Annotated in this window: 20 protein-coding genes; 6 read left to right on the top strand and 14 right to left on the bottom strand. The window is 46.3% G+C overall.

Features of this window, described 5'->3' with window-relative positions; genetic code table 11:
* Window positions 1–191, top strand: a 191-nt coding sequence (locus tag AB5026_RS10730) for a helix-turn-helix domain-containing protein (protein WP_368213304.1), incomplete at its 5' end; no start/stop codon positions are given.
* Between the two features lie 115 nt (window positions 192–306).
* Here the strand turns inward: AB5026_RS10730 and tpiA are convergent.
* The 3 genes from tpiA to gap all read right to left on the bottom strand — a co-directional run bounded on the left by tpiA (window position 307) and on the right by gap (window position 3,503).
* Window positions 307–1,056 (bottom strand): triose-phosphate isomerase, encoded by a 750-nt coding sequence (gene tpiA / locus AB5026_RS10725; protein ID WP_015527001.1) that lies wholly within the window; start codon window positions 1,054–1,056, stop codon window positions 307–309.
* A 44-nt stretch (window positions 1,057–1,100) separates the two neighbouring features.
* Window positions 1,101–2,297, bottom strand: coding sequence for a phosphoglycerate kinase (pgk, locus tag AB5026_RS10720; RefSeq protein ID WP_015527000.1), 1,197 nt, complete (start codon window positions 2,295–2,297; stop codon window positions 1,101–1,103).
* 186 nt (window positions 2,298–2,483) lie between these two features.
* Window positions 2,484–3,503, bottom strand: a complete 1,020-nt coding sequence (gene gap, locus AB5026_RS10715; RefSeq protein WP_021652276.1) for a type I glyceraldehyde-3-phosphate dehydrogenase — start codon at window positions 3,501–3,503, stop codon at window positions 2,484–2,486.
* A 305-nt stretch (window positions 3,504–3,808) separates the two neighbouring features.
* Between gap and AB5026_RS10710 the strand changes: the two genes are divergently transcribed.
* Both AB5026_RS10710 and AB5026_RS10705 read left to right on the top strand, forming a co-directional pair.
* Window positions 3,809–4,627 (top strand): histidinol-phosphatase HisJ family protein, encoded by an 819-nt coding sequence (locus AB5026_RS10710; protein WP_022426901.1) that lies wholly within the window; start codon window positions 3,809–3,811, stop codon window positions 4,625–4,627.
* A gap of 75 nt (window positions 4,628–4,702) precedes the next feature.
* The gene (locus AB5026_RS10705; protein ID WP_368213303.1) at window positions 4,703–6,787 is read left to right on the top strand and encodes a hypothetical protein; all 2,085 of its coding nucleotides are present in this window, start codon (window positions 4,703–4,705) and stop codon (window positions 6,785–6,787) included.
* Between the two features lie 142 nt (window positions 6,788–6,929).
* Here the strand turns inward: AB5026_RS10705 and AB5026_RS10700 are convergent, their stop codons facing one another.
* The 4 genes from AB5026_RS10700 to AB5026_RS10685 form a co-directional block, all read right to left on the bottom strand.
* Window positions 6,930–9,488 (bottom strand): HAD-IC family P-type ATPase, encoded by a 2,559-nt coding sequence (locus AB5026_RS10700; RefSeq protein WP_173741539.1) that lies wholly within the window; start codon window positions 9,486–9,488, stop codon window positions 6,930–6,932.
* 89 nt (window positions 9,489–9,577) lie between these two features.
* On the bottom strand, window positions 9,578–10,024 hold the full coding sequence (nifU, locus tag AB5026_RS10695) for a Fe-S cluster assembly scaffold protein NifU (protein WP_015526995.1): 447 nt from the start codon (window positions 10,022–10,024) through the stop codon (window positions 9,578–9,580).
* 28 nt (window positions 10,025–10,052) lie between these two features.
* The gene (gene nifS / locus AB5026_RS10690; protein WP_021650819.1) at window positions 10,053–11,240 is read right to left on the bottom strand and encodes a cysteine desulfurase NifS; all 1,188 of its coding nucleotides are present in this window, start codon (window positions 11,238–11,240) and stop codon (window positions 10,053–10,055) included.
* Window positions 11,241–11,265: 25 nt separating this feature from the next.
* Entirely contained in the window at window positions 11,266–11,694 is a 429-nt protein-coding gene (locus AB5026_RS10685) for an Rrf2 family transcriptional regulator (protein ID WP_015526993.1), read from the bottom strand.
* Window positions 11,695–11,817: 123 nt separating this feature from the next.
* Here AB5026_RS10685 and AB5026_RS10680 point away from each other — a divergent pair, with 123 nt between their 5' ends.
* Entirely contained in the window at window positions 11,818–13,152 is a 1,335-nt protein-coding gene (locus AB5026_RS10680) for a polysaccharide biosynthesis protein (RefSeq protein ID WP_118752580.1), read from the top strand.
* 42 nt (window positions 13,153–13,194) lie between these two features.
* A complete protein-coding gene (locus tag AB5026_RS10675; protein WP_015526991.1) occupies window positions 13,195–14,226 on the top strand; it encodes a 3-deoxy-7-phosphoheptulonate synthase in 1,032 nt (343 codons plus the stop codon).
* Window positions 14,227–14,365: 139 nt separating this feature from the next.
* On the opposite strand, the gene xerD is transcribed toward AB5026_RS10675, so the two are convergent.
* From xerD to uraA, 6 genes are all read right to left on the bottom strand, one after another.
* On the bottom strand, window positions 14,366–15,250 hold the full coding sequence (gene xerD / locus AB5026_RS10670) for a site-specific tyrosine recombinase XerD (RefSeq protein ID WP_015526990.1): 885 nt from the start codon (window positions 15,248–15,250) through the stop codon (window positions 14,366–14,368).
* A 179-nt stretch (window positions 15,251–15,429) separates the two neighbouring features.
* Window positions 15,430–16,038, bottom strand: a complete 609-nt coding sequence (locus tag AB5026_RS10665) for a stage II sporulation protein M (protein ID WP_118608589.1) — start codon at window positions 16,036–16,038, stop codon at window positions 15,430–15,432.
* Between the two features lie 131 nt (window positions 16,039–16,169).
* Window positions 16,170–17,729, bottom strand: a complete 1,560-nt coding sequence (gene rny, locus AB5026_RS10660; protein WP_021650814.1) for a ribonuclease Y — start codon at window positions 17,727–17,729, stop codon at window positions 16,170–16,172.
* A 293-nt stretch (window positions 17,730–18,022) separates the two neighbouring features.
* On the bottom strand, window positions 18,023–18,511 hold the full coding sequence (locus AB5026_RS10655) for a regulatory protein RecX (protein ID WP_022426695.1): 489 nt from the start codon (window positions 18,509–18,511) through the stop codon (window positions 18,023–18,025).
* Between the two features lie 3 nt (window positions 18,512–18,514).
* Window positions 18,515–19,567 carry a recombinase RecA gene (recA, locus tag AB5026_RS10650; protein WP_015526986.1) on the bottom strand — a complete coding sequence of 351 codons (1,053 nt, stop codon included), beginning with the start codon at window positions 19,565–19,567 and terminating at the stop codon, window positions 18,515–18,517.
* A 264-nt stretch (window positions 19,568–19,831) separates the two neighbouring features.
* Window positions 19,832–21,082 (bottom strand): uracil permease, encoded by a 1,251-nt coding sequence (gene uraA / locus AB5026_RS10645; RefSeq protein WP_021650809.1) that lies wholly within the window; start codon window positions 21,080–21,082, stop codon window positions 19,832–19,834.
* 188 nt (window positions 21,083–21,270) lie between these two features.
* Between uraA and pepT the strand changes: the two genes are divergently transcribed.
* Window positions 21,271–22,497 (top strand): peptidase T, encoded by a 1,227-nt coding sequence (gene pepT, locus AB5026_RS10640; RefSeq protein ID WP_021650807.1) that lies wholly within the window; start codon window positions 21,271–21,273, stop codon window positions 22,495–22,497.
* A gap of 182 nt (window positions 22,498–22,679) precedes the next feature.
* Here pepT and AB5026_RS10635 read toward each other — a convergent pair whose 3' ends face one another.
* Window positions 22,680–24,305 (bottom strand): polysaccharide biosynthesis protein, encoded by a 1,626-nt coding sequence (locus tag AB5026_RS10635; protein ID WP_021650806.1) that lies wholly within the window; start codon window positions 24,303–24,305, stop codon window positions 22,680–22,682.
* Window positions 24,306–24,316 lie beyond the last annotated feature (11 nt).

Raw genomic sequence — 24,316 nt, 5'->3', positions numbered from 1 at the left:
CACTTCTGGACAGACTTCGAAAAAATAAAAATGTTGAAATTTATACCATAGACAGGCTGTGTTCCATTCTCCACTGCGAGATCGAGGACATTGTGGAACATGTTCCCGAGCCTGACGAAAGGAACGAACATACAGAAAAAGCTTCAGAGAAAAACAATCCTTACTCTGAAGATAAGAAAAACTCTCTCTGACTGTGATCAGATGCAGCTTTTTTGTTGGCTGTGCTATCCGTGTCAGGGAGAGTTTTTCTGGTTTTTTTATAAAAAGATATAAAAAAAGGGGCCGAAGCCCCTTTTTAAGTGAATCTTATTTGTAGTTTACGATCTTTCCGAAATCTGGTTTCAGGGAAGCGCCACCTACAAGACCGCCGTCGATGTCAGCCTGAGCGAATAAGTCAGGAGCTGTTGCAGCGTTTACAGATCCGCCGTACTGGATACGGATCTCTGCTGCTGTAGCGTCATCATAGATCTCAGCGATGCATTTACGGATATCAGCGCAAACCTCCTGAGCCTGCTCTGTTGTAGCTGTCTTACCTGTTCCGATAGCCCAGATCGGCTCGTAAGCGATAACTGCTGTCTTAGCCTGATCAGCTGTAACACCCTGGAATCCAACCTTAACCTGCTGACGGATGAAGTCCATTGTCACGCCCTGCTCTCTCTGAGTAAGTGTCTCACCGCAGCACATGATCGGTGTGATACCATGCTCGAAAGCTTTAAGCATTTTTTTGTTAACGTCTTCGTTTGTCTCACCGAAGTATTCTCTTCTCTCGGAATGTCCAAGTACTACGTACTTAACGCCTGCGTCTACGAGCATAGCAGGAGCGATCTCGCCTGTATAAGCACCTTTCTCCTCGAAGTACATGTTCTCAGCACCAACCTGGATGTTTGTTCCTTTAGCTGCCTCAACAACAGGAATGATGTCGATAGCCGGTACGCAGAATACTACATCAACTTCGTCGTTAACAACAAGCGGTTTTAAAGTCTCAACCAGCTTTACAGCCTCGCTTGGTGTCATGTTCATTTTCCAGTTTCCAGCAATGATTTTCTTTCTTGCCATGGTTTTATCTCCTTTTTTGTGTTCTTGGAACACTTTATTTTTTATCAGTCTTTATCGTTAGCTGCTGCTACACCCGGAAGCTCTTTTCCCTCAAGGAACTCAAGAGAAGCACCGCCGCCTGTGGAGATGTGTGTCATCTTGTCGCCATATCCGAGGATATTTACAGCTGCTGCAGAATCACCGCCACCGATGATCGTTGTTGCATCTGTCTCAGCAAGAGCTTTGGCAACTGCTTCTGTACCATGAGCGAAGTTCGGCATCTCGAAGCATCCCATCGGTCCGTTCCATACAACAGTCTTGGCATCTTTTACAGCGTCTGCAAAAAGCTTCTCAGTCTCCGGTCCGATATCCATTCCTTCCCATCCGTCCGGAATCTCACCACGTTTTACAACCTGGATGTTGCAGTCGTTGGAGAAGTTATCACCGATTCTGTTATCTACAGGAAGAAGAAGCTTCACGCCCTTCTCCTCTGCTTTCTTCATCATGTCAAGAGCATACTGAAGGTAATCATCCTCGCAGAGGGATGTTCCGATATGTCCGCCCATAGCCTTGGAGAACGTATAGGACATACCACCACCGATGATCAGTGTATCTACCTTGTCAAGAAGGTTGTTGATTACAGAGATCTTGCTGGAAACCTTAGCACCGCCAAGAATTGCTACGAATGGTCTCTCCGGATTGTTTACAGCGTTTCCAAGGAAATCGATCTCTTTCTGCATCAGATATCCTACAACTGCTGTTTTTACATATTTGGTAACACCTACGTTAGAGCAGTGAGCTCTGTGAGCAGTTCCGAATGCATCATTTACAAATACATCACAGAGGGAAGCAAGATCTTCGCTGAACTTGTCTTCGTTCTTTGTCTCTTCTGCACGATAACGTGTGTTCTCAAGAAGAACTACATCGCCATCTTTCATCTCTGCTACAGCAGCTTTTGCGTTCGGTCCTACTACCTCAGGATCTGCTGCAAATTTTACTTCCTGGCCAAGAAGCTCAGAAAGACGAACTGCTACAGGTGCAAGAGAAAGCTCCGGTTTCGGCTCTCCCTTCGGTTTTCCAAGGTGGGAACAAAGGATAACCTTTCCGCCGTCTGCGATCAGTTTCTTGATTGTAGGAAGAGCAGCTACAAGACGGTTCTCATCTGTGATCTTTCCATCCTGAAGCGGAACATTGAAGTCGCATCTTACAAGTACTTTCTGTCCTTTTACATTGATATCGTCAACACTTTTTTTGTTCAGCATCTCTATATCTCCTTAACTTTTATTTCTGCAAAAGCAGATGAATAAGGGCGAGCGGTATTGTTGTCCGCTCTGTTAACAGTCATTTCCTCAGACATTTTTTTGTTTGATCTTTTGGAAAAAAAGGGCCCGGTCCTCTTCAGACCGGACCCTTTCTGAGTCTATTCTTCTACACCCGTTCGCAGAAAATTAAGCGTTCAGAAGTTTTCCGAAGTGCTTGATTGTACGAACCATCTGGCTTGTGTAGGAGTTCTCGTTGTCATACCAGGAAACTACCTGAACCTCTGTTGTGCCATTCTCAAGTGGAAGTACCATTGTCTGAGTAGCATCGAAGAGGGAACCAAATCTCATACCAACGATATCGCTGGATACGATCTCATCCTCGTTGTATCCGAAGGACTCATTGGAAGCTGCTTTCATAGCTGCGTTGATCTGCTCTTTAGTAACGTTTCCTTCAACTACTGCTGTAAGGATTGTTGTAGAACCTGTTGGGGTAGGTACACGCTGTGCAGAACCGATAAGTTTGCCGTTAAGCTCTGGGATAACAAGTCCGATAGCTTTAGCAGCACCTGTGCTGTTCGGAACGATGTTAACTGCAGCTGCACGGGATCTTCTCAGATCGCCTTTTCTCTGCGGTCCGTCAAGTGTCATCTGATCGCCTGTGTAAGCGTGGATTGTGCACATGATACCGGATTTGATCGGTGCAAGATCGTTAAGAGCCTTAGCCATTGGTGCAAGGCAGTTTGTTGTACAGGAAGCTGCGGAGATGATCTTGTCCTCGTTTGTAAGACCCTGATGGTTTACGTTGTAAACGATTGTCTTAAGGTCGTTTCCAGCCGGAGCGGAAATAACTACGTGCTTAGCACCTGCATCGATATGAGCCTGAGCTTTGTCTTTGGATGTGTAGAAACCTGTGCACTCAAGAACTACGTCTACACCGATCTCTCCCCATGGAAGCTCTGCAGCGTTAGCCTTAGCATAGATTTTGATCTCTTTTCCGTCTACTGTGATGGAATCCTCGCCTGCTGTTACTTTATCAGCAAGAGCATATCTTCCCTGTGTAGAATCATATTTTAATAAGTGAGCAAGCATCTTAGGAGATGTAAGATCGTTGATTGCTACGATCTCAAATCCTTCTGCTCCAAACATCTGACGGAATGCAAGACGACCGATACGTCCAAAACCATTAATTGCAACTTTTACTGCCATGATAAATTCCTCCTATGAATTGAATGGTGATTTAAATCGTTCCTTTGTTAAAGAAACATCAACCTGTTTCATATTGTACCTAATTCCAAACAAAAATTCAAGAGCTATTTATAAAAAAGAACATTAAAATAAATATTAAGAAAATTTCTGAAAAATGTGCTATAATTCTCTGATAGAAAGTTCTGTCCTGCTGATTCCCAAAACGGATATCTATATTCTCGCTGGGAGTTTGACTTTCCCGGATTCATAACAGGCAGATACGATCATTGTCACAGAATATAAAGGCTTGAATATGGAGGTACAAAATGGACCAGAAAATTTTATGGGACTGCCATATGCACTCCTCTTTTTCCGCAGATTCCGATACACCGATGGAAGAAATGATCCAGACTGCCGCAGACCAGGGTCTCACGGGAATCTGTTTTACTGAACATTTTGATCCGGATTATCCCGATACTCCGGAAAATCTTGATTTTTCCCTGAACATCCCTGCATACCGTCAGAAACTTGAGAGTCTTGCGGATGCTTTTAAAGACCAGATTCAGGTTAACTTCGGGATCGAGCTTGGACTTCAGCCTCAGCTTGCAGAATCTTTTTCCGATCTTCTGAAAGAAGTTCCCTTTGATTTCGTTATTGGTTCCTCCCATGTGGTGCACGGATACGATCCTTATTATCCTTCTTATTTTGAGGGCCGTAAGGAATCCGCATGCTACATGGAATATTTTGAATCCATCCTGGAAAATATCGCTGCTTTTGACGAGATGGATGTGTACGGACATATCGACTATGTAGTACGTTATGGTCCAAATCAGAACCGTCAGTATTCTTACGGACGATATAAGGAGATCCTGGACGAGATCCTGCGGACATTGATCCGCAAAAATGTGGGAATCGAGCTGAACACAGGCGGTTATCACTACGGGCTTGGTGAACCGAATCCATGTGTCAATATTATCCGACGTTACCGTGAGCTTGGCGGTGAGATCATCACCATCGGTGCAGATGCCCATACTCCGGATAAGATCGGCTATGCCTTTGACAAGGCGGCTGATGTTCTCCGTGAATGTGGTTTTTCCTATTATGCTGTATTTAAAAACCGCCGTCCTGTTTTTCATAAGCTGTAGCTCTGTTTCTCTCTCCGGTGAGAGAGTTTACATTTTTATACCGAAAATATCATTTTATCTAAGGAGGAACTCTATATGTCAACAAAAAGACTCCAGAAAAAGAAAGCTGCCATGCAGGCAAAAAAAGAAAAGCAACTGAAAAAAAATACCTCTGCTACCGGCACCAGTTCCAGTGCTGCCAAATCTGTTGAAAATGCTAAAGCCGAAGTGAAAAAACTTGAAACCGTAAAGAAGGAAACGCTTAAAGTCGAAACTTCCAAAACTGAACCGATCAAAGTCGAGACTTCCAAGACCGAACCGATCAAGGTCGAGACTTCCAAGATTGAACCGATCAAAGTCGAGACTTCCAAGACCGAACCGATCAAGGTCGAGACTTCCAAGACCGAACCGATCAAGGTCGAGACTTCCAAGACCGAGCCGATCAAGGTTGAGACTTCCAAGACCGAACCGATCAAGGTCGAGACTTCCAAGACTGAGCCGGCGAAAGTTACTACTTCCAAGACCGAGCCTCTGAAAGTCGAAACTTCCAAGGAGGACACAGCTTACGATGCCCTCTACGAGAAACGTCTGAAACACTACTACAATGATCTGAAATGGCTTTACTGCGAACTGTTCCGCGATCACCCGGAAGTTACCGGCACATTCTCAAGCCTCACAAAAAAGATGAAAGAAATCTACCGTGAGCGTTCTCTTTCCATGAAGGAAGCCGACCAGAACTGCGCTGCAGATCCTGATTGGTTCCGTAAGACTACTTTCACCGGAATGGCTGTAAATCCTGCTGACTTCGCAGATACTCTTTCCGGGCTGTCCGATAAACTGGACTATATCAGTGAATGCAAAGCAGACACTCTGTACCTGACAGATCTTTTCCAGGCAACCTCCAACTGCTCCCTTCGCATTATCCCGGAGATTGGAACCTCCGAAGATCTGCATACACTTGCAGCTAACTGTAGGAAAGCAGGTATCCGCCTGGCTCTTGAGATCCCGTTAAGTCTTTCTGTGGATGACCCACAGTCCGGTGCGCCATGCGTGCTCCAGACTCCAGCTTATTTCAATGCAATGCTTCTTCAGATCCTGGAGCTTGCAAATGAAGGTGCTTCTATATTCAGCCTTGGTGTCCTTCCGATGATACCGGAAGAAAATCTCTGGAAGCTTCACTCTCTGCTGCGTATGACCCGAATGGTGTGTGAGATCGTATGCCCCGGAATTCTTCTCCTTGGTGAAACAGACCGCCCACCTGCAGAGGCTGCTGCATTTGGCGGAACTTCCGATATGCCGGAACTTCACATTGTAAACAGCACCCAGCTGATGTCCGATCTCTGGCATACCGTTGCCACAAAGGACACTGCCCTTCTCCGCCGGGGAATCGACAGAGCTGCAAACCTTCCGCAGGCACCGGTATTCCAGAATTACCTCCGTAACCGCAACACGGTACACTGGAATCTGGACTATGATTTCCTGAAAGGAAGCTTTATCACAGAAGGGCCTCACAGAGATTATCTGAATGAATTCCTGGCAGGTATTTTCCCTGATTCCTTTGCCCGGGGTGAAATTTATGTAAATCCGGAAACCGAGGAATCTGAGCTCTGCGGAACAACCGCATCTCTTGCAGGAATCGAGCGTTTTGATTATGAAGGAAATATGGAGGGTGTCAGCCGGGGAATCCGCTATGACGTAGCACTTCATGCATTGCTTCTTTCCCTCCCCGGAATTCCGGTACTTCGAAGCGGTGACGAGGTCGGACAGCTGAATGACTACACCTATAAAACAGACATTTCCAAAGCAGCTGATCCCCGCTGGCTCCACAATGGACGTTTCAACTGGGCACTTGCCCGGAACAGAGCCGATGCCGAAACGATCCAAGGACGCATTTTCAACAGCCTTGAGCAGCTGGAATCCATCCGTGCCAGCCATCCGGTATTTGCACCTGAAGTTTCTGCACATACACTGGAAACCTGGGAAAAAGCTCTCCTTGCCCTGGTAAGAGAAACTTCTGAAGAAAAGCTGATCTGCATCTACAACTTCAGCGACCAGGATAAGGTAGCCTGGATCAACGAACAGGACGGTACCTACACAGATCTTCTCACAGGAGTCCAGAGAGACGCACAGGCTGTAGAGATCCCGGCCTTCGGATTTATCTGGCTTATGCACACAAAATAATAGCTTTGTCAGGCGGATATCCACAATCTGCATTCTCTACACAGCTCTGCACCGGATAACTGGATAACTGCTTCACAGTTTATTTGCAAAAAAGGACACTGCCATTTTCAACGGGCAGTGTCCTTTTTTATTTCTCATATTATTATTTTCTCAGCTTATCAATAAATGCAGCAAATTTCCCCTGTTCCCCACTATCCAGCGAACGACTGTAAATATTTCTGAGCCAGGCCGTGATCACATCGATCAGGATCGGAGAAAATGTCATCAGAAGGAACACCAGAATGATCATTCCAAATTCCAGCGATCCCAGTGTCAGAAGCTTCTGCAGAACCACCGCCGCACCGAAAAAAATCACCTGCATACTGTAAATGATCACCTTTCGATACTTATTCAGAGGTGCGTAAACTGTCTTAAGTGCCGCCATATAATTCCATCCTGTTACAAGCACACAGGCTGTATTCAGCATAACATTGGAATGGTATACATTCTGGCATACCAGCATCACACTGAACACACAGCCCGTGATGGTCACAGCAGCCGGAAATGCATTCATAAATACATGACGCAAAAATGTATGGTCGATCTTCTCATAATTATTCTCCTGTGCCAGAAGGAATGTAGGAATACCAACAGCGCAGGCACTGATCAGAGACATCTGGATCGGCTCAAAGGGATAGGAATCCCCGAAGAAGATCGTGATCAGTGACAGCAGCACGGAAAAAATCGTTTTGATCAAAAACATAGATGCCGCAGTACGGATATTATTTACAACCCGGCGTCCCTGATTCACAATTTCCGGCATTGCTGCAAAATTAGAATCCAGCAATACCACATTGGCAATATTCTTGGCAGCATCACTGCCCTCAGCCATGGCAATACTGCAGTCCGCCTCTTTAAGCGCCAGAACATCATTGACACCATCACCGGTCATGGCAACCGTATGCTTCTGAGCCTGTAAAGACTTCACCATTGCCTGCTTCTGCTGAGGTGTTACACGCCCGAACACACTATATTCTGCAACTGCCTCGTCCATCTGTTCCTGGGTTGTGATCGTTGTCGCATCTATATAATGCTCTGCATTTTTAAGACCGGCACGTCTGGCAATGGCAGAAACCGTCACCGGATCATCACCGGAGATCACTTTCAGATCAACTCCCTGGCTTTCAAAATATGCCAGCGTATCCGGTGCCTCTGCACGGATCACATCTGTAATAAGCAAAAGTCCGACAGGTTCCAGTCCCTCCGGAAGCTCCACTCCCTCACTCACATTTACACTATGGGCAAGAACCAGCACACGAAGACCTTCCTCTGCAAACCTGCCACAATACTCCATCAGCTCCGGGTTCCCTTCCGGAAAAAGAAACTGCGCTGCACCCATCAGATAAGTACCTGTATCTGTAAATGCAGCTCCGCTGTACTTCCTGTCAGAAGAAAACGGGATCACATGATCCAGCTCCATATCCTGAGATACTTTAAATCTTGCCCTGAGTGCATCGGCAGTGGCATTCTGATCCTTCAGCACAGAAAGCAGATTTCCCATGATATGCTCGATCTCCCGGATCTTCTCCGGATCTTCCTGACTATGTTTCTCCGGGTCAGCTTCTGACTTTTCCTGTAATACGAGATTCGCGCTTCCATCCTCCTTTGCGATCGCATCTGTTGCTGAAACTGCAGAAGTCGCAGAACTCTCAGTTCCATTGCCGTCACCTTCGCCGGATTCAGGATCTTTCCCGGATATTGTCTCTGAAATCTCATCATACACCGGCGGATAGCTCTCCACCGCCTCCACACACATGGTACCCTCTGTGATAGTTCCTGTCTTATCCAGGCAGAGCGTATCCACGCGTGCAAGAGTTTCTATACAGTACAGCTCCTGCACCAGCGTCTTCTTCTGGGCCAGCTTCAGCGCACCCAGAGTCAGTGCCACACTGGTAAGAAGGACCAGTCCCTCCGGGATCATTCCCAGGACCGCTGCAACCATATTGACAACAGAATCCCGGATATTGTCTCCCACAAAATAATACTGTTTATAAAAAAGCAGCGCACCCATTGGTACGATAATGATACTGATCACCTTCAGAATGGCATTCAGGGAATTTCTAAGCTCTGAATTATGGCGTTTGAATTCCTTTGCCTCGCTAGTGATCCTTGACGCATAGTTGTCACTTCCCACATGGATGATCTGGCAGCAGGCCTGTCCCGCCGTCACAAAGCTTCCGGAAAAAAGCTCATCTCCTGGATTCTTCGGAAGATTGTCTGCCTCACCGGTAAGCAGGGATTCATTGACCTCAAGGCTTCCCTCCAGGATCTTCGCATCTGCCGGAACCTGTTCTCCGGCCTTCAGGAATATCAGATCATCGACAACCAGCTTCTCTGTAGAAATTTTCCATTTTTTTCCTTCACGCAGAACAACCGTCTTGGATTCTGTCAGGATGGCCAGCTTGTCTATCGTCTTCTTGGCACGGACCTCCTGAATGATCCCGATCACGGTATTAATAAAAATGATTCCTACAAACATGGAGTTTTTGTAGGAACCAACCAGCAGTACGAGAACCAGCAGCACCAGGTTCAGAAAATTGAAGAATGTCAACGTATTCTCCAGAATGATCTGCTTATATGTCCTGGTGTTGGGGTTTTCGTTATTATTTACCTGGCCCTGCGCAATTCTTTCCTGAACTTCTTCGTTCGTAAGTCCTGTCATGCTTCTTACTTACCTGTCCTTTCAATGGCTTACGGTTCTGTTCGACTGAAGCTTGCTCATGCCCCGGTTATGATCGTAAATAAAAGGAATCAATACTCCTCTTCTGTATCCTCTTCACCCTCGTGGATATCAGACTTCGGTTTGGAAAGACCCTCGATCTTAATGTGATGTTTCTCTGCATAATCCCAGAGAGCTGCATGAATTGCTTCCTCAGCAAGCAGGGAACAGTGGATCTTTACCGGCGGAAGTCCGTCCAGAGCCTCCATAACGGCCTTGTTGGTTACTTCCATAGCTTCCTCAATGGTCTTGCCCATTACAAGTTCTGTTGCCATGCTGCTTGTTGCAACTGCTGCACCGCATCCAAATGTTTTAAATTTGCAGTCTTTGATAATATGAGTTTCGTCATCGATATCAAGGAATATTCTCATAATATCACCGCATTTTGCATTTCCTACAGTACCCACGCCACTTGCGTTCTCGATCTCACCGACATTACGTGGATGCTGAAAATGATCCATTACTTTTTCACTATACATTATTTTTTCCTCCTGGCAAGTATTTTTATTATTTTTTCTGCTTTTTAATAAAATCTTCATATAATGGAGACATGCTTCTTAAGTTTGCAGTAATATCTTTCAGCTTATCTACTACAAAATCAACATCCTCCATTGTCGTCTCCTCGCTTAAGGTCATACGGAGAGATCCGTGTGCGATCTCATGAGGAAGACCGATAGCTAACAGAACGTGTGACGGATCCAGAGAACCGGATGTACATGCGGAACCGCTGGATGCACAGATTCCGAAATTATCAAGCATCAGAAGAAGTGACTCTCCCTCGATGAACTGGATGCTTACATTTACGTTGTTCGGAAGACGTTTTACTTTATCTCCATTGAGACGTACGTACGGGATCTCTGTGAGGATCCTGCTGATCATATGATCTCTGATCTCGATTTCTTTTGCAGTACGCTCTTTCATGGACTTGTTTGCACGCTCTGCTGCAAGACCGTATCCTACGATACCAGGAACGTTCTCTGTACCTGCACGACGTTTTCTCTCCTGTGCTCCGCCATGTACGAAGGAGCGGATCTTAACGCCCTTACGGATATAGAGGAAGCCGATTCCCTTCGGTCCGTTGATCTTATGTCCGCTGGAGCTGAGCATATCGATATTGAACTCATCTACATTGATCGGGATCTGGCCGAATGCCTGAACAGCATCTGTATGGAACAGAATTCCATGCTCATGTGCGATCTGTCCGATCTCTTTCAGCGGCTCAAGAGTACCAATCTCATTGTTTGCAGCCATAACAGAGATCAGGATGGTCTCCGGTGTGATGGCTTTCTGAAGCTCATCCAGGTCAATGAAACCATTCTCATCTACATCCAGGTATGTGACCTTGGCACCACGCTCTTTTTCAAGGTACTCGCAGGTATGAAGGATGGCATGATGCTCGATCTTTGTTGTGATGATATGGTTTCCTTTATTTTTATATGCCTCAAAGGTCGCTTTCAGAGCCCAGTTATCAGACTCGGAACCACCTGCAGTAAAATAGATCTCCTCTTTTTTGGCTCCGATCACATCTGCGATCTGCTGTCTTGCCTTTGCGATGGCAGCCTTGCTGTTTGCCGCAAAATCATAAACGGTTGAAGCATTTCCATAAAACTCTGTAAAATACGGCAGCATAGCCTCCACAACTTCCGGTGCGGTCTTTGTGGTAGCCGCATTGTCCAGATATATCATTTTTCCCATTTTCTTTTCCTCCTGTTCAGGATAATTATTTTTCGTGTATTCTCCGGCTTTCTTCGATCAGCTCACTGAGCATCAGGGTATCCACTGCATCTGTGATGCTGTCGTTGATCCTCTTCCACACTAGTTTAGCTACACAGAGATCGGAACCCTGGCAGCCACCGTCACCTTCTGTTCCCGGACATGTTGCAGCCTCCAGGCCACCCTCCAGGACACGAAGGATATCTCCCACTGAAATCTCTTCTGCCGGTCTTCCAAGGAAATATCCTCCGGCTGCGCCGCGGACACTCTTCACAAGGCCCGCTTTCTTCAAAAGTGCCATCAGCTGCTCCAGATAGCTGACTGATATATTCTGACGGCCCGCAATACTCTGAAGCGAGACCGCTTCTTTTTCACTGTAAAGACCAAGGTCTATCAAAGCCTTAAGTCCGTATTTTGCTCTTGTTGACAGTTTCATCCGCTCACCTCTTTTTTCAATTCCCAGTGTTTTCCTCGGATTTCATGTTTACTCTATCAGAAACATATGGTTCTGTCAAGACTAACTTCTTCATATACTGACAAAAAAGACTCAAGGTTATCCATGTCAAAAAAAATATTTCTCAAAGGAACCCTGATTCTTGCCTGCACAGGCCTTATCAGCCGTATCGCAGGTTTCTTTTATAGAATATTCCTCTCCCATGCCATTGGTGCGGAAGGTCTTGGTTTGTATCAGCTGGTTCTTCCTCTCCAGGGACTTATGGCCGCTTTATCCTATACAGGGATCCAGTCTGCCCTTTCACGCCTGATCGCGTCCAGACTTGCCCTTCAAGAGAAAAAGGAGGCACGTTTTTCGCTGGTCACAGGAACACTTATGGCTGTCTTTTTTTCTGCTGCAGCCGGTTTTCTGCTTTTTCAGCACGCATATTTTTTTGCTTCCGCAATTCTGAAAACACCGCAGACTTCCGGTCTTCTTCGCATAACAGCTGTCAGTATTCCTCTCTGTGCCATTCATTCCTGCATTAACAGCTATTATTATGCCCGGAAAAAAGCCTCTGTTCCGGCAGTCGTACAGCTTTCGGAGCAGTCTGCACGGATCGGCACTACCTATATCCTGTATCTGATCTTTCTTTCCGAAGGACGTCCGATCACTGCATTGATCGCAGCGGGAGGTTCCCTTGCCGGAGAGACTGCCGCTTCGCTGGTGTCGCTGCTGGTAGTTTCCTTTCATTTCGGAAATCACCCTGTACACGAAAAGACTCCCGTCAGGATCTTTCCGCTGATAAAGGACCTTTTCACACTGTCTTTTCCCATTTCCCTGAACAGGATCCTTCTGACACTTCTCGGCAGCATAGAAGCGGTCCTGATCCCACAGATGCTTCTGCGTTCCGGCATGACAGCCTCAGACTCACTGAAGATCTATGGGATCTTTACAGGAATGGCACTGCCCCTGCTCCTGTTTCCTTCCACACTTACGTCTTCCGCCGCTGTAATGCTGATGCCTTCCATCGCACAGCTTGATGCACTGGGAAAGCAGAAGCAGATTCGCCGTGTCACAGATCAGACCTTTTTTCTGTGCATGTTCCTGGGATTTCTATGCGGAAGCGGATTCTTTCTTTTTGGCCCATTCCTCGGAGCATTGCTTTTTCACAGCCAGACTGCCGGAACCTACATACGGTACCTGTCTTTTATCTGTCCTTTTCTTTATACAAACACCATGCTCACCAGCATCCTGCAGGGACTTGGAAAACCGGGGCTCTGCCTGATCCACAGTATTGCCAGCATTCTCATCCGCATTTTCTCCGTTGTTTTTATAATTCCGGCAACAGGGATCCGAGGCTATTTTTATGGAATTTTTCTGGGTGAGCTGCTGCTTACTCTTCTACACGTGAAAGCGCTAAAATTTCCCTATCGACAATCGGCCAATAATCGTTTATAATAAATAATCGAAATGTCTATAGTTATGGAGGAATAAAGTACTATGAGTTTTGAATTCATAAAAAAACTGCCAACTCCTGAGGAAATCCGCAATCAGTATCCGCTCGATGCTGAACTTCAGGCGCTCAAGGAGAAACGCGATGCTGAGATTCGCGACGTTTTCACCGGAAAATCCGATAAATTCCTCGCTATCATCGGACCATGTTCTGCAGATAACGAAGATGCCGTATGCGATTATCTTTTAAGACTTCGCAAAGTTCAGGAAAAGATCGAGGATAAAGTCCTTATCATCCCGCGTGTTTACACAAACAAACCACGTACGACCGGTGAAGGATACAAGGGCATGGTCCATCAGCCGGATCCTGAGAAAAAACCGAACCTTCTTGCCGGGCTGATCGCGATCCGTAAGATGCACATGCGCGCTATCCGCGAAAGCGGCTTCACCTGTGCAGATGAGATGCTTTACCCAGAGAACTACCGTTATCTCTCTGATCTGCTTTCCTACGTTGCTGTAGGCGCACGTTCTGTTGAAGATCAGCAGCACAGACTCACTGTCAGCGGCATGGATGTTCCGGCTGGTATGAAGAACCCTACCAGTGGTGACTACAGCGTTATGCTGAACTCCATTGTTGCAGCACAGGGCGCTCATCGTTTTATTTACAGAAGCTGGGAGGTTGAGACCACCGGTAATCCACTCTCTCACGCAATCCTTCGTGGTGCGGTAAACAAGCATGGGGAAGCAATCCCAAACTACCATTACGAGGATCTTCGTCTTCTCTATGACAAATACCATGCAAAGAACCTTGCCAACCCGGCAGTGATCGTGGATACCAACCACTCCAACTCCAACAAGCATTACGAGCAGCAGGTTCGTATCGCAAGTGAGGTTCTTCACAGCCGTCAGGTAGATCCTGAGCTTCACTCCATGGTAAAGGGTCTCATGATCGAGAGCTATATCGAGCCAGGCAACCAGAAGATCGGTGGAGATCACATCTACGGAAAATCCATCACAGATGCCTGCCTTGGTTGGGATGAGTCTGAGAAGCTGCTTTACACGATCGCTGAAAATTGCTAAGTTCTGTCTGATCTGCACTTCAGGGAACAGACATTTGTGATCCTTTTACACTTTATGTTCAAAAAAAGAACCGGCATTCTCCCATTTTGGAAGCTGCCGGTTCTTTTTTGAACGCGTTTTTTATATTATTTCTTACAGATCAATGCCTCGGATGTGCTTTCATATATACGTCTCGCATTTTCGCAACGCCAAAATTCAGATAGACCTGTGTGGTGGAAATATCCGAATGTCCAAGCATTTCCTGCACACTCTTCACGTCCGCTCCATTCTGCAGCATATGTGCGGCAAAAGAATGTCTCAGTGTATGCGGCGTGATATCATGCTGAATCCCGGCTTCCTCTGCATATCCCTTCAGAACTTTCCAGAATCCCTGTCTGCTCATGGATTTTCCTGAACAGTTGGTAAAAAGACTCTCCGTCTCATTTTCTTTCACAAATTTTCCACGGGCTTCCTTCAGATATTTCTCCATGGCTGTTTTGCATACATTTCCTATCGGGATCACCCGTTCCTTATCCTCATCGTGACAGACTACATAACCAAGCCGCAGATTGAGATCCTCCAGATTCAGCCGCAAAAGTTCACTGACGCGCATTCCTGTAGCATACAAAAGCTCCAGCATGGCACTGTCCCGGATTCCCTTCGGTGTATTCAGATCCGGCTGTTTCAAAAGGCGGTCTACCTCATCCACAGTAAGGATCTCCGGCATCCGCTTCTCAACCTTGGGCGGCTTCAGTTCCAGAGACGGATCCCTCTCGATCCTGTTCTCCTGATAAAGATACTGAAACAAGGCACGGATAGATGCTACATTTCTGGAGATCGTTGAGGAAGCGAACTGTCCTCTCTCCATATAGCTGAGATAGCCTTCCAGCTCCAGTTCTCCTACATCTCGGATATCATAAATCCCACGATCTGCAAAATACACTGCCATCTTCTTCAGGTCTCTCTGGTAAGATACTTCTGTATTATGTGACGTTCTTTTTCTATTATGTAAATATGTAATAAATTCCCGTATCTCTATATCCATTTCTCTGCATCCCGTTTCTCTAAAATCATACTCGTTTATGACTGAATTATACTGTGAATTTTACATAAAATCAAACAGTTTTTCATCGTAAAACCGCACAATTTCAACACTTTCCGGCACAAACCACCAAATATCGCAGATTTTATGGAAACCATCACTAGATATTGTGGAAATTTTCCTCAAAAAAATTTCAGGCCCTTTATAACTTTTTCTACGACCCAGGGATTCAGAAAACTTTCTGAGAGGATTCCTCCTGTATACAGCAGAAAAACTGTGATCCCCTGCCGAAAATAAGCCCCTGTTTTCTGCGGCACAAGTCCGTAATTTTTCCAGATCCCATACGATTGTCTGTATACGATACCTGCAAGATAAAAATACGCCGGAATATAGACCAGATACTGCGGCATCAGAAGTCCGGCGCCGGCCACACCGCCATAAATACCAAATTCCAGAACCGATAATGCCAGGATCATTCCTGTCTCCATTCCCAAAAACAGCATATATGCGACCGTCAAAGGCACTCCGAATATTGTAAATCCGCATAAAAACAACAGAAGAAAAAAACCTCCTCTTCGTCGCAGCACTTCCAAGAAATAAGCTCCGCCGGAAATATCTTTTCCTGCAAAGCTGCGGATCAGATAAAAAGAAGCCAAGGTTTTCTGCTTCCACTCCATTTTCCAGATCAGATTCGGCAACACATTTCCCGCAAAAAATCCGGTCATAAAAAGAAGTTCCGCCGGAAAACGTCCGGCATTTTTCCACTTCCGGTTCTCTGTCTTACTCTCCATTTACTCACCCTGTACCAGTTTACGCCTGTTTTTCCGGTAATATGACCGTTTTTCCACATGACAAAAAAAGGCCAGCCAGCTAAAAAGCTGTCCGGCCTTTGATATTTCCAGAACTTTCTTCCATTGAAAGCTTATTTTGCGTAGTCAACCGCTCTGCTTTCACGGATCACATTAACTTTGATCTGTCCAGGATACTCAAGCTCTGCCTCGATCTGCTTTGCAATATCTCTTGCAAGGAGAACCATATCTGCATCACTTACATGATCCGGCACGACCATAACACGAATTTCTCTTCCTGCCTGAATAGCAAAAGATTTCTCTACACCCTTGAATTCATTGGTGATATCCTCAAGCTGTTTCAGACGATTGGTATAGGTTTCCAGGGTCTCACGTCTTGCTCCAGGTCTTGCTGCGGAAATTGCATCAGCAGCCTGTACAATACACGCGATCAGAGATTCCGGCTCCACATCACCATGATGAGACGCAACCGTGTTGATAACGATCGGGGACTCCTTGTATTTCTTGCAGAGATCTACACCGATCTGAATATGAGAACCTTCTACCTCATGGTCAATGGATTTACCAATGTCATGAAGAAGTCCGGCACGCTTGGCCATACGCACATCCACACCAACTTCTCCTGCAAGAAGTCCGGAAAGCTGTGCAACCTCAATTGAATGTCTCAGAGCATTCTGTCCATAGCTTGAACGGAATTTCATACGTCCAAGAAGCTTCAGAAGTTCCGGATGGATTCCATGTACCCCTACATCCATGGCAGCATTCTCACCGTCTTCCCGGATCTGTGCTTCCACTTCTTTCTGGGCTTTCTCTACCATCTCTTCAATTCTTGCCGGATGGATACGTCCATCCACGATCAGTTTCTCAAGAGCCACTCTGGCGATCTCTCTCCTGATCGGATCAAATGCGGAGAGTACCACTGCCTCCGGTGTATCATCAATGATCAGATCCACACCGGTAAGTGTCTCAAGTGTACGGATGTTACGGCCTTCACGACCGATGATCCTTCCCTTCATTTCATCACTTGGAAGCTGTACCACAGAAATCGTTGTCTCGGAAACATGATCCACTGCACATTTCTGAATGGCATTGACTACATATTCCCTGGCTTTCTTATTGGCATCTTCCTTTGCTCTGTTCTCAAGCTCTTTATAGAGTCTTGCAACATCCACCTTTACGTCATCTTCTACAGATTTCAGTAATTCTTCTTTTGCCTGTTCGGAGGTAAGACCTGAAACTCGTTCCAGTTCCTGTACTCCTTTTTCCTCAAGTTCATTTACTCGTTTTTCTTTTTCTTGTAACTCGTTAAATTTCGCTGTACATTCCAGCTCACGCTTCTCCACTGCATTGGCTTTTTTGTCAACAGATTCCTCTTTTGACAAAACTCGCTTCTCGTATCTCTGCAGCTCGTTTCTCCGTTCCTTGGTTTCCCTTTCCAGTTCATTTTTAGTTCGCAGAGATTCTTCCTTTACTTCAAGTAAAGTTTCGCGTTTCTTGGTCTCTGCTGCTTTCAATGCTTCATCAAGAATATTCCTTGCCTTATCCTCTGCTGTACCTATGATTTCCGCATCCTTGCGTACTTTCTTGTCAACAGCAACCTTGCAAGTAACAGGAACTGCAATAAGTAGCGTGACTACCACAGCGACAATAACACCGATAATTGTGCCTGCCACAGGAGCACCTCCTTATTTAGTTTTCATTGTACAAATACAACAATACAAGTTTAGCTGTTTTTCACATTTATGTCAAGTTTTTCTCATGAAAAAGCAGATTTTGGTTAGCATATATAAACTGGCTCTTTTTCTCCGCAGAGTTATTGTTACTGTTCACTCCGTTCTCAGTAACACGCTTCGCGATGCACAGAATTTATGCTGATCGCATAAATTCGCGCGGTATGTCTCGGGTTTTCTGTGACCTTCGCTCACAAAAAACACCTCGCGGGACATTACCGGTGAACAGTAACGAGTTATTCCATATCACGGTTCACCCGGATGTTCATTTCTTCCAGGGTATGGGAAATATCCTCATACCGGAACGCTCGTCTGGCCAGATATCCATACAACCTTCGCATCTGTCCTTCATCAAGCTCTGTGTCCGGCGCATATTTCTTTTCGATCGTCCTGCGTAATACCTCCCGCTCGTCCGGTTCCATAAGCTCTTCCATCTCATTCCAGGCATCCAGGGCAGTCTGACGGTCCACACCCTTTAACTGAAGTTCCGAGAGGATCTTCTGACGGCTCCTGGTTTCCATGCGGAAGGAGATATAGGTTCTGGCATAACGGGCATCGTTGATGTACCCATAGGACTTCACATAAGCAATGGCATCTTCTACTGCCTCCGGTGAAAATTCAGCCTGACGGAGTTTATCCGTCAGGCCTTTCTCTGTGCGGTCCATATGTTCCAGAAGCCGCATGGCTTTCTTTCTTGCACGGTTTCGTTCTTCCAGATCCAGCATGGATTACTCTTCCTTCTCTGTATCTTCTGCCTGTACTGCTGCTTCTGCTGTCTCATCTGCCGGATCCAGATGATAATGTACACGAACCTTCTTCTCGATCTCATCGCGGATCTCCGGATGCTCTCGCAGGAATAATTTGGCATTCTCACGTCCCTGTCCGATCTTATCCCCCTCATATGCATACCAGGCTCCGCTCTTGTTTACGATGGAGCATTCTGCAGCCAGATCCAGGATATCTCCCTCTCTGGAAATACCGGTTCCGAACATGATATCAAACTCTGCCTGCTTAAATGGCGGAGCGACCTTGTTCTTAACTACTTTCACACGGGTGTGGTTTCCGACCATCTCACCACCCTGCTTCAATGTTTCCACACGGCGTACATCCATACGGACAGATGCATAGAATTTCAGCGCACGTCCACCGGTTGTAGTTTCCGGATTGCCAAACATCACTCCAACCTTTTCACGAAGCTGGTTGATAAAGATCACCACGCAGTTGGACTTGCTGATAACAGCTGTCAGTTTACGGAGTGCCTGTGACATCAGACGGGCCTGCAGACCTACATGGCTGTCTCCCATATCTCCTTCGATCTCAGCCTTGGGGACTAGGGCTGCAACAGAGTCCACGATCACGATATCCACAGCACCGGAACGTACCATAGTCTCTGTGATCTCCAGCGCCTGCTCTCCGTTATCCGGCTGTGAAATATAAAGGTTGTCGATATCAACACCTATACTCTTGGCATAAACAGGATCAAGAGCATGCTCCGCATCGATAAATCCTGCGATTCCGCCTCTCTTCTGCACTTCAGCGACCATATGTAAGGCTACCGTTGTCTTACCACTGGACTCCGGTCCGTAGATCTCCACGATACGTCCCTTGGGAACACCACCTACACCAAGGGCGATATCCAGGCTTAAGCATCCTGTGGGAACTGCCTCCACCTGCATATGGGAACTGGAATCTCCAAGCTTCATGACAGAGCCTTTACCGAACTGTTTCTCAATATTTCCAAGAGCCGCTTCCAGCGCCTTCTGCTTCTCTTCACTGATCATTATGTAATCTCCTATTCTTTATTCTCTTTCTAATCAGGTTTCCTTTAATCCGAACCTTTGTTCGTGTTTTCTGTATTACATAGTATTATAAAACGGAATGATTGTCAATAAGATACTTGAAAATCCCTCTGTTTTTTTGTTGACAGGATCTCTGAAAATCCGACAAAAGGCTTCCCATACATGATTTCTTTTTCCTCTCTGAATGCCAAAAAGCAGATAAAAAGATTTCCCTCTTCATCTGCTTTTTATGCAATATATTTCCTGTCACTGATCGTTGGTCAGCTTCAGTTTGTCCAGAATATAGAATACAAGGCTTAATGCCATGGCAACCACACATGCCAGCACCATACCGGTAAGCTCAACATTTCCAAGCTTCAGGGCAATTCCGGAAAGACCTACAACAAAGACAACGCTTGTCAGCGTCAGATTTCTGGACTTGCTGTAATCCACGTGATTGTCAACCAGCATACGAAGGCCGGAGGTTCCGATCATTCCGTAAAGAAGGAAGGAAATCCCACCGATCACCGGACCGGGAATGGTACTGATCAGGGCTGCCAGTTTACCGAGGAAGGAACAGCAGATAGAAAGCACTGCCGCACCACCGATCACCTGTACACTGTAAACCTTTGTCACTGCCATGACACCGATGTTCTCACCGTAAGTAGTTGTCGGTACAGAACCAAGGCATCCGGAAACTGTGGTAGAGAAGAAATCTGCAAACAGGGATCTGTGGAGACCCGGATCTTTCAGAAGATTTCTTCCAACGATCTTTCCGGTTACGATCTGATGGCCGATATGCTCGGAGGTTACCAGAAGCAATGCCGGAAAGATCGTCATAATGGCCTCAAAATTAAATTTCGGAGATGTAAAGTTGGGAAGAGCCAAAAATGCCGCTTCCCTTACCTGTGTAAAATCCAGAAGCCCGCATGCACCTGCTGCCACATATCCCGCAATGATCGCGATCAGGATCGGAATAACAGAAAGGAAGCCCCGGAACAGGATCTGCCCGAATACCGCAACTCCAAGTGTGACCAGAAATACGATCACATTCTTCGGATCTACCTTCTCGTCCAGAAGTCCTGCCGTACTTGCTGCATTTCCCGCAAGTTCCAGACCGATCAGTGCCACTACCGGTCCCATTGCCGCTGTGGGAAGCACGATATCGATCCAGTCTGTTCCGCACTGGCGGACGATCAATGCCACGCACATACCAGCAATACCCAGAACAACGAAACCACCAAGGGCATACTCATATCCATACTTGCTGATCACCAGAAGAGCCGGTGAAAGGAAGGCAAAACTGGAGCCCAAATAAGCCGGTGCTTTTCCTTTTGTAATGAAAATAAAAAGGAGTGTTCCCACACCATTCATCAGAAGCACAATAGCCGGACTGATACCAAAAAGGAATGGCACCAGTACGGATGCTCCGAACATGGCGAACATGTGCTGGATACTTAACGGTATCAGCATCTTTGCAGGTACTTTTTCTTCGACCTGTATGATTCTTTTTTCCACTCTCAAATCCTCCTGTTTTTTATTATCCCACAGATTATAGCACAGGTTTTCATATCGTGGGAAATTTTTTCTGAAAATATACGGATACTGTGTGGTATACTGTTATTATCTCCGGAAAAACAGGCGGATTCCATAAATACAGCTGCCGTCTGTTCCGGAAGGAATTTTTCAGAAAGGAATATTCTTCTATGAAAGCATACCAACGACTTCTATCCTATGTAAAAATATCCACACCCAGCAATGAAGAAAGCTCTTCTTCCCCCTCTTCCCAGTGCCAGTTTGACCTGGCCCGGCTTCTTGTGGAGGAACTGAAAGGCCTTGGGATCTCTGATGTGTCTCTGGATGAACACTGTTACGTTTATGCACATCTTCCTGCTACCGAAGGTCTGGAGCACTGCAAAGCACTGGGCTTTATCGCTCATATGGATACGGTTTCCGATTTCTGCGACCATGCAGTCACACCGATGATCACAGAAGATTACGATGGAAAAGAGCTCCCTCTCGGCACAAGCGGCAGAACTCTTTCCCCGGAAATGTTCCCCCATCTTGCTTCACTTGCCGGACGTACCCTGATCACCTCAGACGGAACCACGATCCTGGGCGCAGACGACAAGGCCGGCATTGCAGAGATCCTCACTGCGCTGGAGCATATCCTTACGGAAAAAATACCTCACGGACCTCTCTGCGTTGCTTTTACTCCGGATGAAGAGATCGGCATGGGACCGGCCCACTTTGATGTAAAAAAATTCGGTGCGGATTATGCATATACCCTGGACGGTGATACGGAAGGCGAGATCCAGTACGAAAACTTTAACGCCTGCAGTGCAAAAGTAACCTTCCAGGGTGTTAATGTACATCCCGGTTCTTCCAAAAATACTATGATCAACGCAGCCCTCATTGCCATGGAATTTAACTCCATGCTTCCGGCAGCGGACACTCCCAGGAATACAGAAGACTACGAAGGATTTTTCCATCTGTGTTCCATGAAAGGAGATGTTTCCCAGGCTGAGCTTCAGTATATTGTCCGGGATCACGATGCCGCTTCTTTTGAGATCCGTCAGAAAACGCTCACCCATATCACGGAGATCCTCAATGAAAAATGGGGGGAAGGTACCGTAACTCTTACCATCACCCAGCAGTACCGCAATATGAAAGAGATCATCGATACCTGCCCATGGCTGATATCTCTGGCAGAGGAAGCCTGCCACAGCTGCGGTGTCACACCGCTGATCCTGCCTATCCGCGGCGGCACAGACGGTGCACAGTTAAGCTTTATGGGACTGCCCTGCCCGAATCTCGGAACCGGCGGACATGCCTATCACGGGCCTTATGAGCATATTACAGCAGAAGGAATGGATGCCGCTGTGAACGTTACTCTGGAGATCATAAGACTGTTTTCACAGAAAAAAGTCTAAAAGGAATCCATTCTTCAAAAGCCTGCATTTCCAGAGACCTGATACAATAAAAAATACTCACAGATCCTCCGGCTGGAAATCTGCCGGAACAAATCTGTGAGTATTTTTTCCTGTGCTAGCTGTGTTCACTTTGAGTTCTGCACCGAATAACTGTATTGCCGTTTACTGATCGGACTTACAGATCAGATGATCTTCATCATTCTCGCCAGCTTCTTCATATATCTTCCACCAGGCATCATACCCAGCTCTTCTTCACCGGGCTTGCTTACAAACAGATATACAATAAAGTATACAACTGCTGCCAGGATCACGGAAATACCTAGGCAGATCACATTGGAATGAATCAGTGCATACAGACCGTAATACACCACTCCCGCAACAACCCCCATCGGGATAGATGCAAGGAACGGGCTTAAATAAGCACTTCTCCATGGATTCTTATAGCCCATATATTTCTTGATGGAACGGTCGTTGAGAAGACACATCACAACTGCATAAACGATCTGGGCGATGACAATGGTATAAACGCCAAGATTGGTAAATACCAGAAGCAGGGCCATGGCTATCACATCTGCCACCAGTGCAATGGCTGCATGGATCATCGGGAGCTTCGGCTTGCCGATTCCCTGAAGTACACCGTTGGTGATATTGGAGTTGCCATTCAGGATAATGGTGATTCCTCCCAGGATCAGAAGCTGTCCGCCTACGCCATTGGTTCCCGGGAAGATCAGTCTCGTGATCGGTCCGGAAAGAACTGCAAGACCTACTGCCGCCGGAATGGAGATCAGCATACTGATCCATGTGGCACGGTCTGTCTTCATATTTGCACCTTCAATATCGTGCATTGCATAATGCGCGGAAACCTCAGGGATCATAGATGTCGGTGCTGTACTTGCCAGGGTAAGCGGGATATTGATCAGTGTCATATAATATCCGTACTCGGAATACAAGGTCTGGATCACGTCCTTGGCAGCACCCTTGATATCCATGATACCGGAATACATATAGCTGTTGATATATCCGTTTACATTATAAATAAAAGCACTAAGAATGATCGGCATGATGATGAGCACGATATTACTCATTACATGACCCATACTCTCATTTACAGAATGGCGGTCATTGACGATCCTTTTCCGGATGATCTTACGGTTTACCCCATAAACGATCAGCATAAAGATCAGCGCGGAAGCCACACCTGCTCCGGTACCCATGGTAGCACCTGCCGCACCCCAGCGATGGACCAGATCCATATCTCCTGTTGCGGAAAAATGCTGGATAAATACATGTGACATCAGAAGCGCAAAGGTTGCCACAAAGATCTGCTCAATGATCTGCGAGATCGATGTAGGCATCATATTGCGGTATGCCTGGAAATATCCACGGAATACACCGCAGAGACCGGACATGAAAATTGTGGGCGCAAGCATCTGCAGTGCCAGACGGGCGTTAGCCATACTGTCCGGAACCAGGATCCCTGCACCAAATACACAGATCAGCGCCACGATACCGCCGGCAACTGCCGCATAGATCAGTGCACCGTAAAATACCTTCTGTGCATCCTTATATCTGTGAAAAGCGATCTTCTCCGCCATGATCTTGGATACAGCCTGAGGAATACTGAAGGACGCGATCATCAGCAGGATAAAATATACATTCTGTGCAAACTGGAAAAGTGCAAAGCTCTGACTTCCCAGTGTAGTTGAAAGCGGACTCTTGTACAGCATTCCGATGATCTTGGAGATCAGCGCCGCAACCATAAGAAAAGATGCGTTTTTCACAAGTGTGTTATCATTTTTTTTACCCATTTTACTTTCCT

Origin of the sequence: Blautia sp. RTP21359st1_E11_RTP21359_211015 (genome assembly GCF_040910705.1) — a bacterium.
Classification (GTDB): domain Bacteria; phylum Bacillota; class Clostridia; order Lachnospirales; family Lachnospiraceae; genus Blautia_A; species Blautia_A fusiformis.
The sequence above is the reverse complement of the archived record's forward strand: the minus strand, read 5'-3'. Positions and strand labels throughout refer to the sequence as shown.

Coding starts and splice junctions, on each gene's coding strand:
- tpiA (WP_015527001.1), bottom strand. CDS start 1,056: ATGGCAAGAAAGAAAATCATTGCTGGAAACTGGAAAATGAACATGACA.
- pgk (WP_015527000.1), bottom strand. CDS start 2,297: ATGCTGAACAAAAAAAGTGTTGACGATATCAATGTAAAAGGACAGAAA.
- gap (WP_021652276.1), bottom strand. CDS start 3,503: ATGGCAGTAAAAGTTGCAATTAATGGTTTTGGACGTATCGGTCGTCTT.
- AB5026_RS10710 (WP_022426901.1), top strand. CDS start 3,809: ATGGACCAGAAAATTTTATGGGACTGCCATATGCACTCCTCTTTTTCC.
- AB5026_RS10705 (WP_368213303.1), top strand. CDS start 4,703: ATGTCAACAAAAAGACTCCAGAAAAAGAAAGCTGCCATGCAGGCAAAA.
- AB5026_RS10700 (WP_173741539.1), bottom strand. CDS start 9,488: ATGACAGGACTTACGAACGAAGAAGTTCAGGAAAGAATTGCGCAGGGC.
- nifU (WP_015526995.1), bottom strand. CDS start 10,024: ATGTATAGTGAAAAAGTAATGGATCATTTTCAGCATCCACGTAATGTC.
- nifS (WP_021650819.1), bottom strand. CDS start 11,240: ATGGGAAAAATGATATATCTGGACAATGCGGCTACCACAAAGACCGCA.
- AB5026_RS10685 (WP_015526993.1), bottom strand. CDS start 11,694: ATGAAACTGTCAACAAGAGCAAAATACGGACTTAAGGCTTTGATAGAC.
- AB5026_RS10680 (WP_118752580.1), top strand. CDS start 11,818: ATGTCAAAAAAAATATTTCTCAAAGGAACCCTGATTCTTGCCTGCACA.
- AB5026_RS10675 (WP_015526991.1), top strand. CDS start 13,195: ATGAGTTTTGAATTCATAAAAAAACTGCCAACTCCTGAGGAAATCCGC.
- xerD (WP_015526990.1), bottom strand. CDS start 15,250: ATGGATATAGAGATACGGGAATTTATTACATATTTACATAATAGAAAA.
- AB5026_RS10665 (WP_118608589.1), bottom strand. CDS start 16,038: ATGGAGAGTAAGACAGAGAACCGGAAGTGGAAAAATGCCGGACGTTTT.
- AB5026_RS10655 (WP_022426695.1), bottom strand. CDS start 18,511: ATGCTGGATCTGGAAGAACGAAACCGTGCAAGAAAGAAAGCCATGCGG.
- recA (WP_015526986.1), bottom strand. CDS start 19,567: ATGATCAGTGAAGAGAAGCAGAAGGCGCTGGAAGCGGCTCTTGGAAAT.
- pepT (WP_021650807.1), top strand. CDS start 21,271: ATGAAAGCATACCAACGACTTCTATCCTATGTAAAAATATCCACACCC.
- AB5026_RS10635 (WP_021650806.1), bottom strand. CDS start 24,305: ATGGGTAAAAAAAATGATAACACACTTGTGAAAAACGCATCTTTTCTT.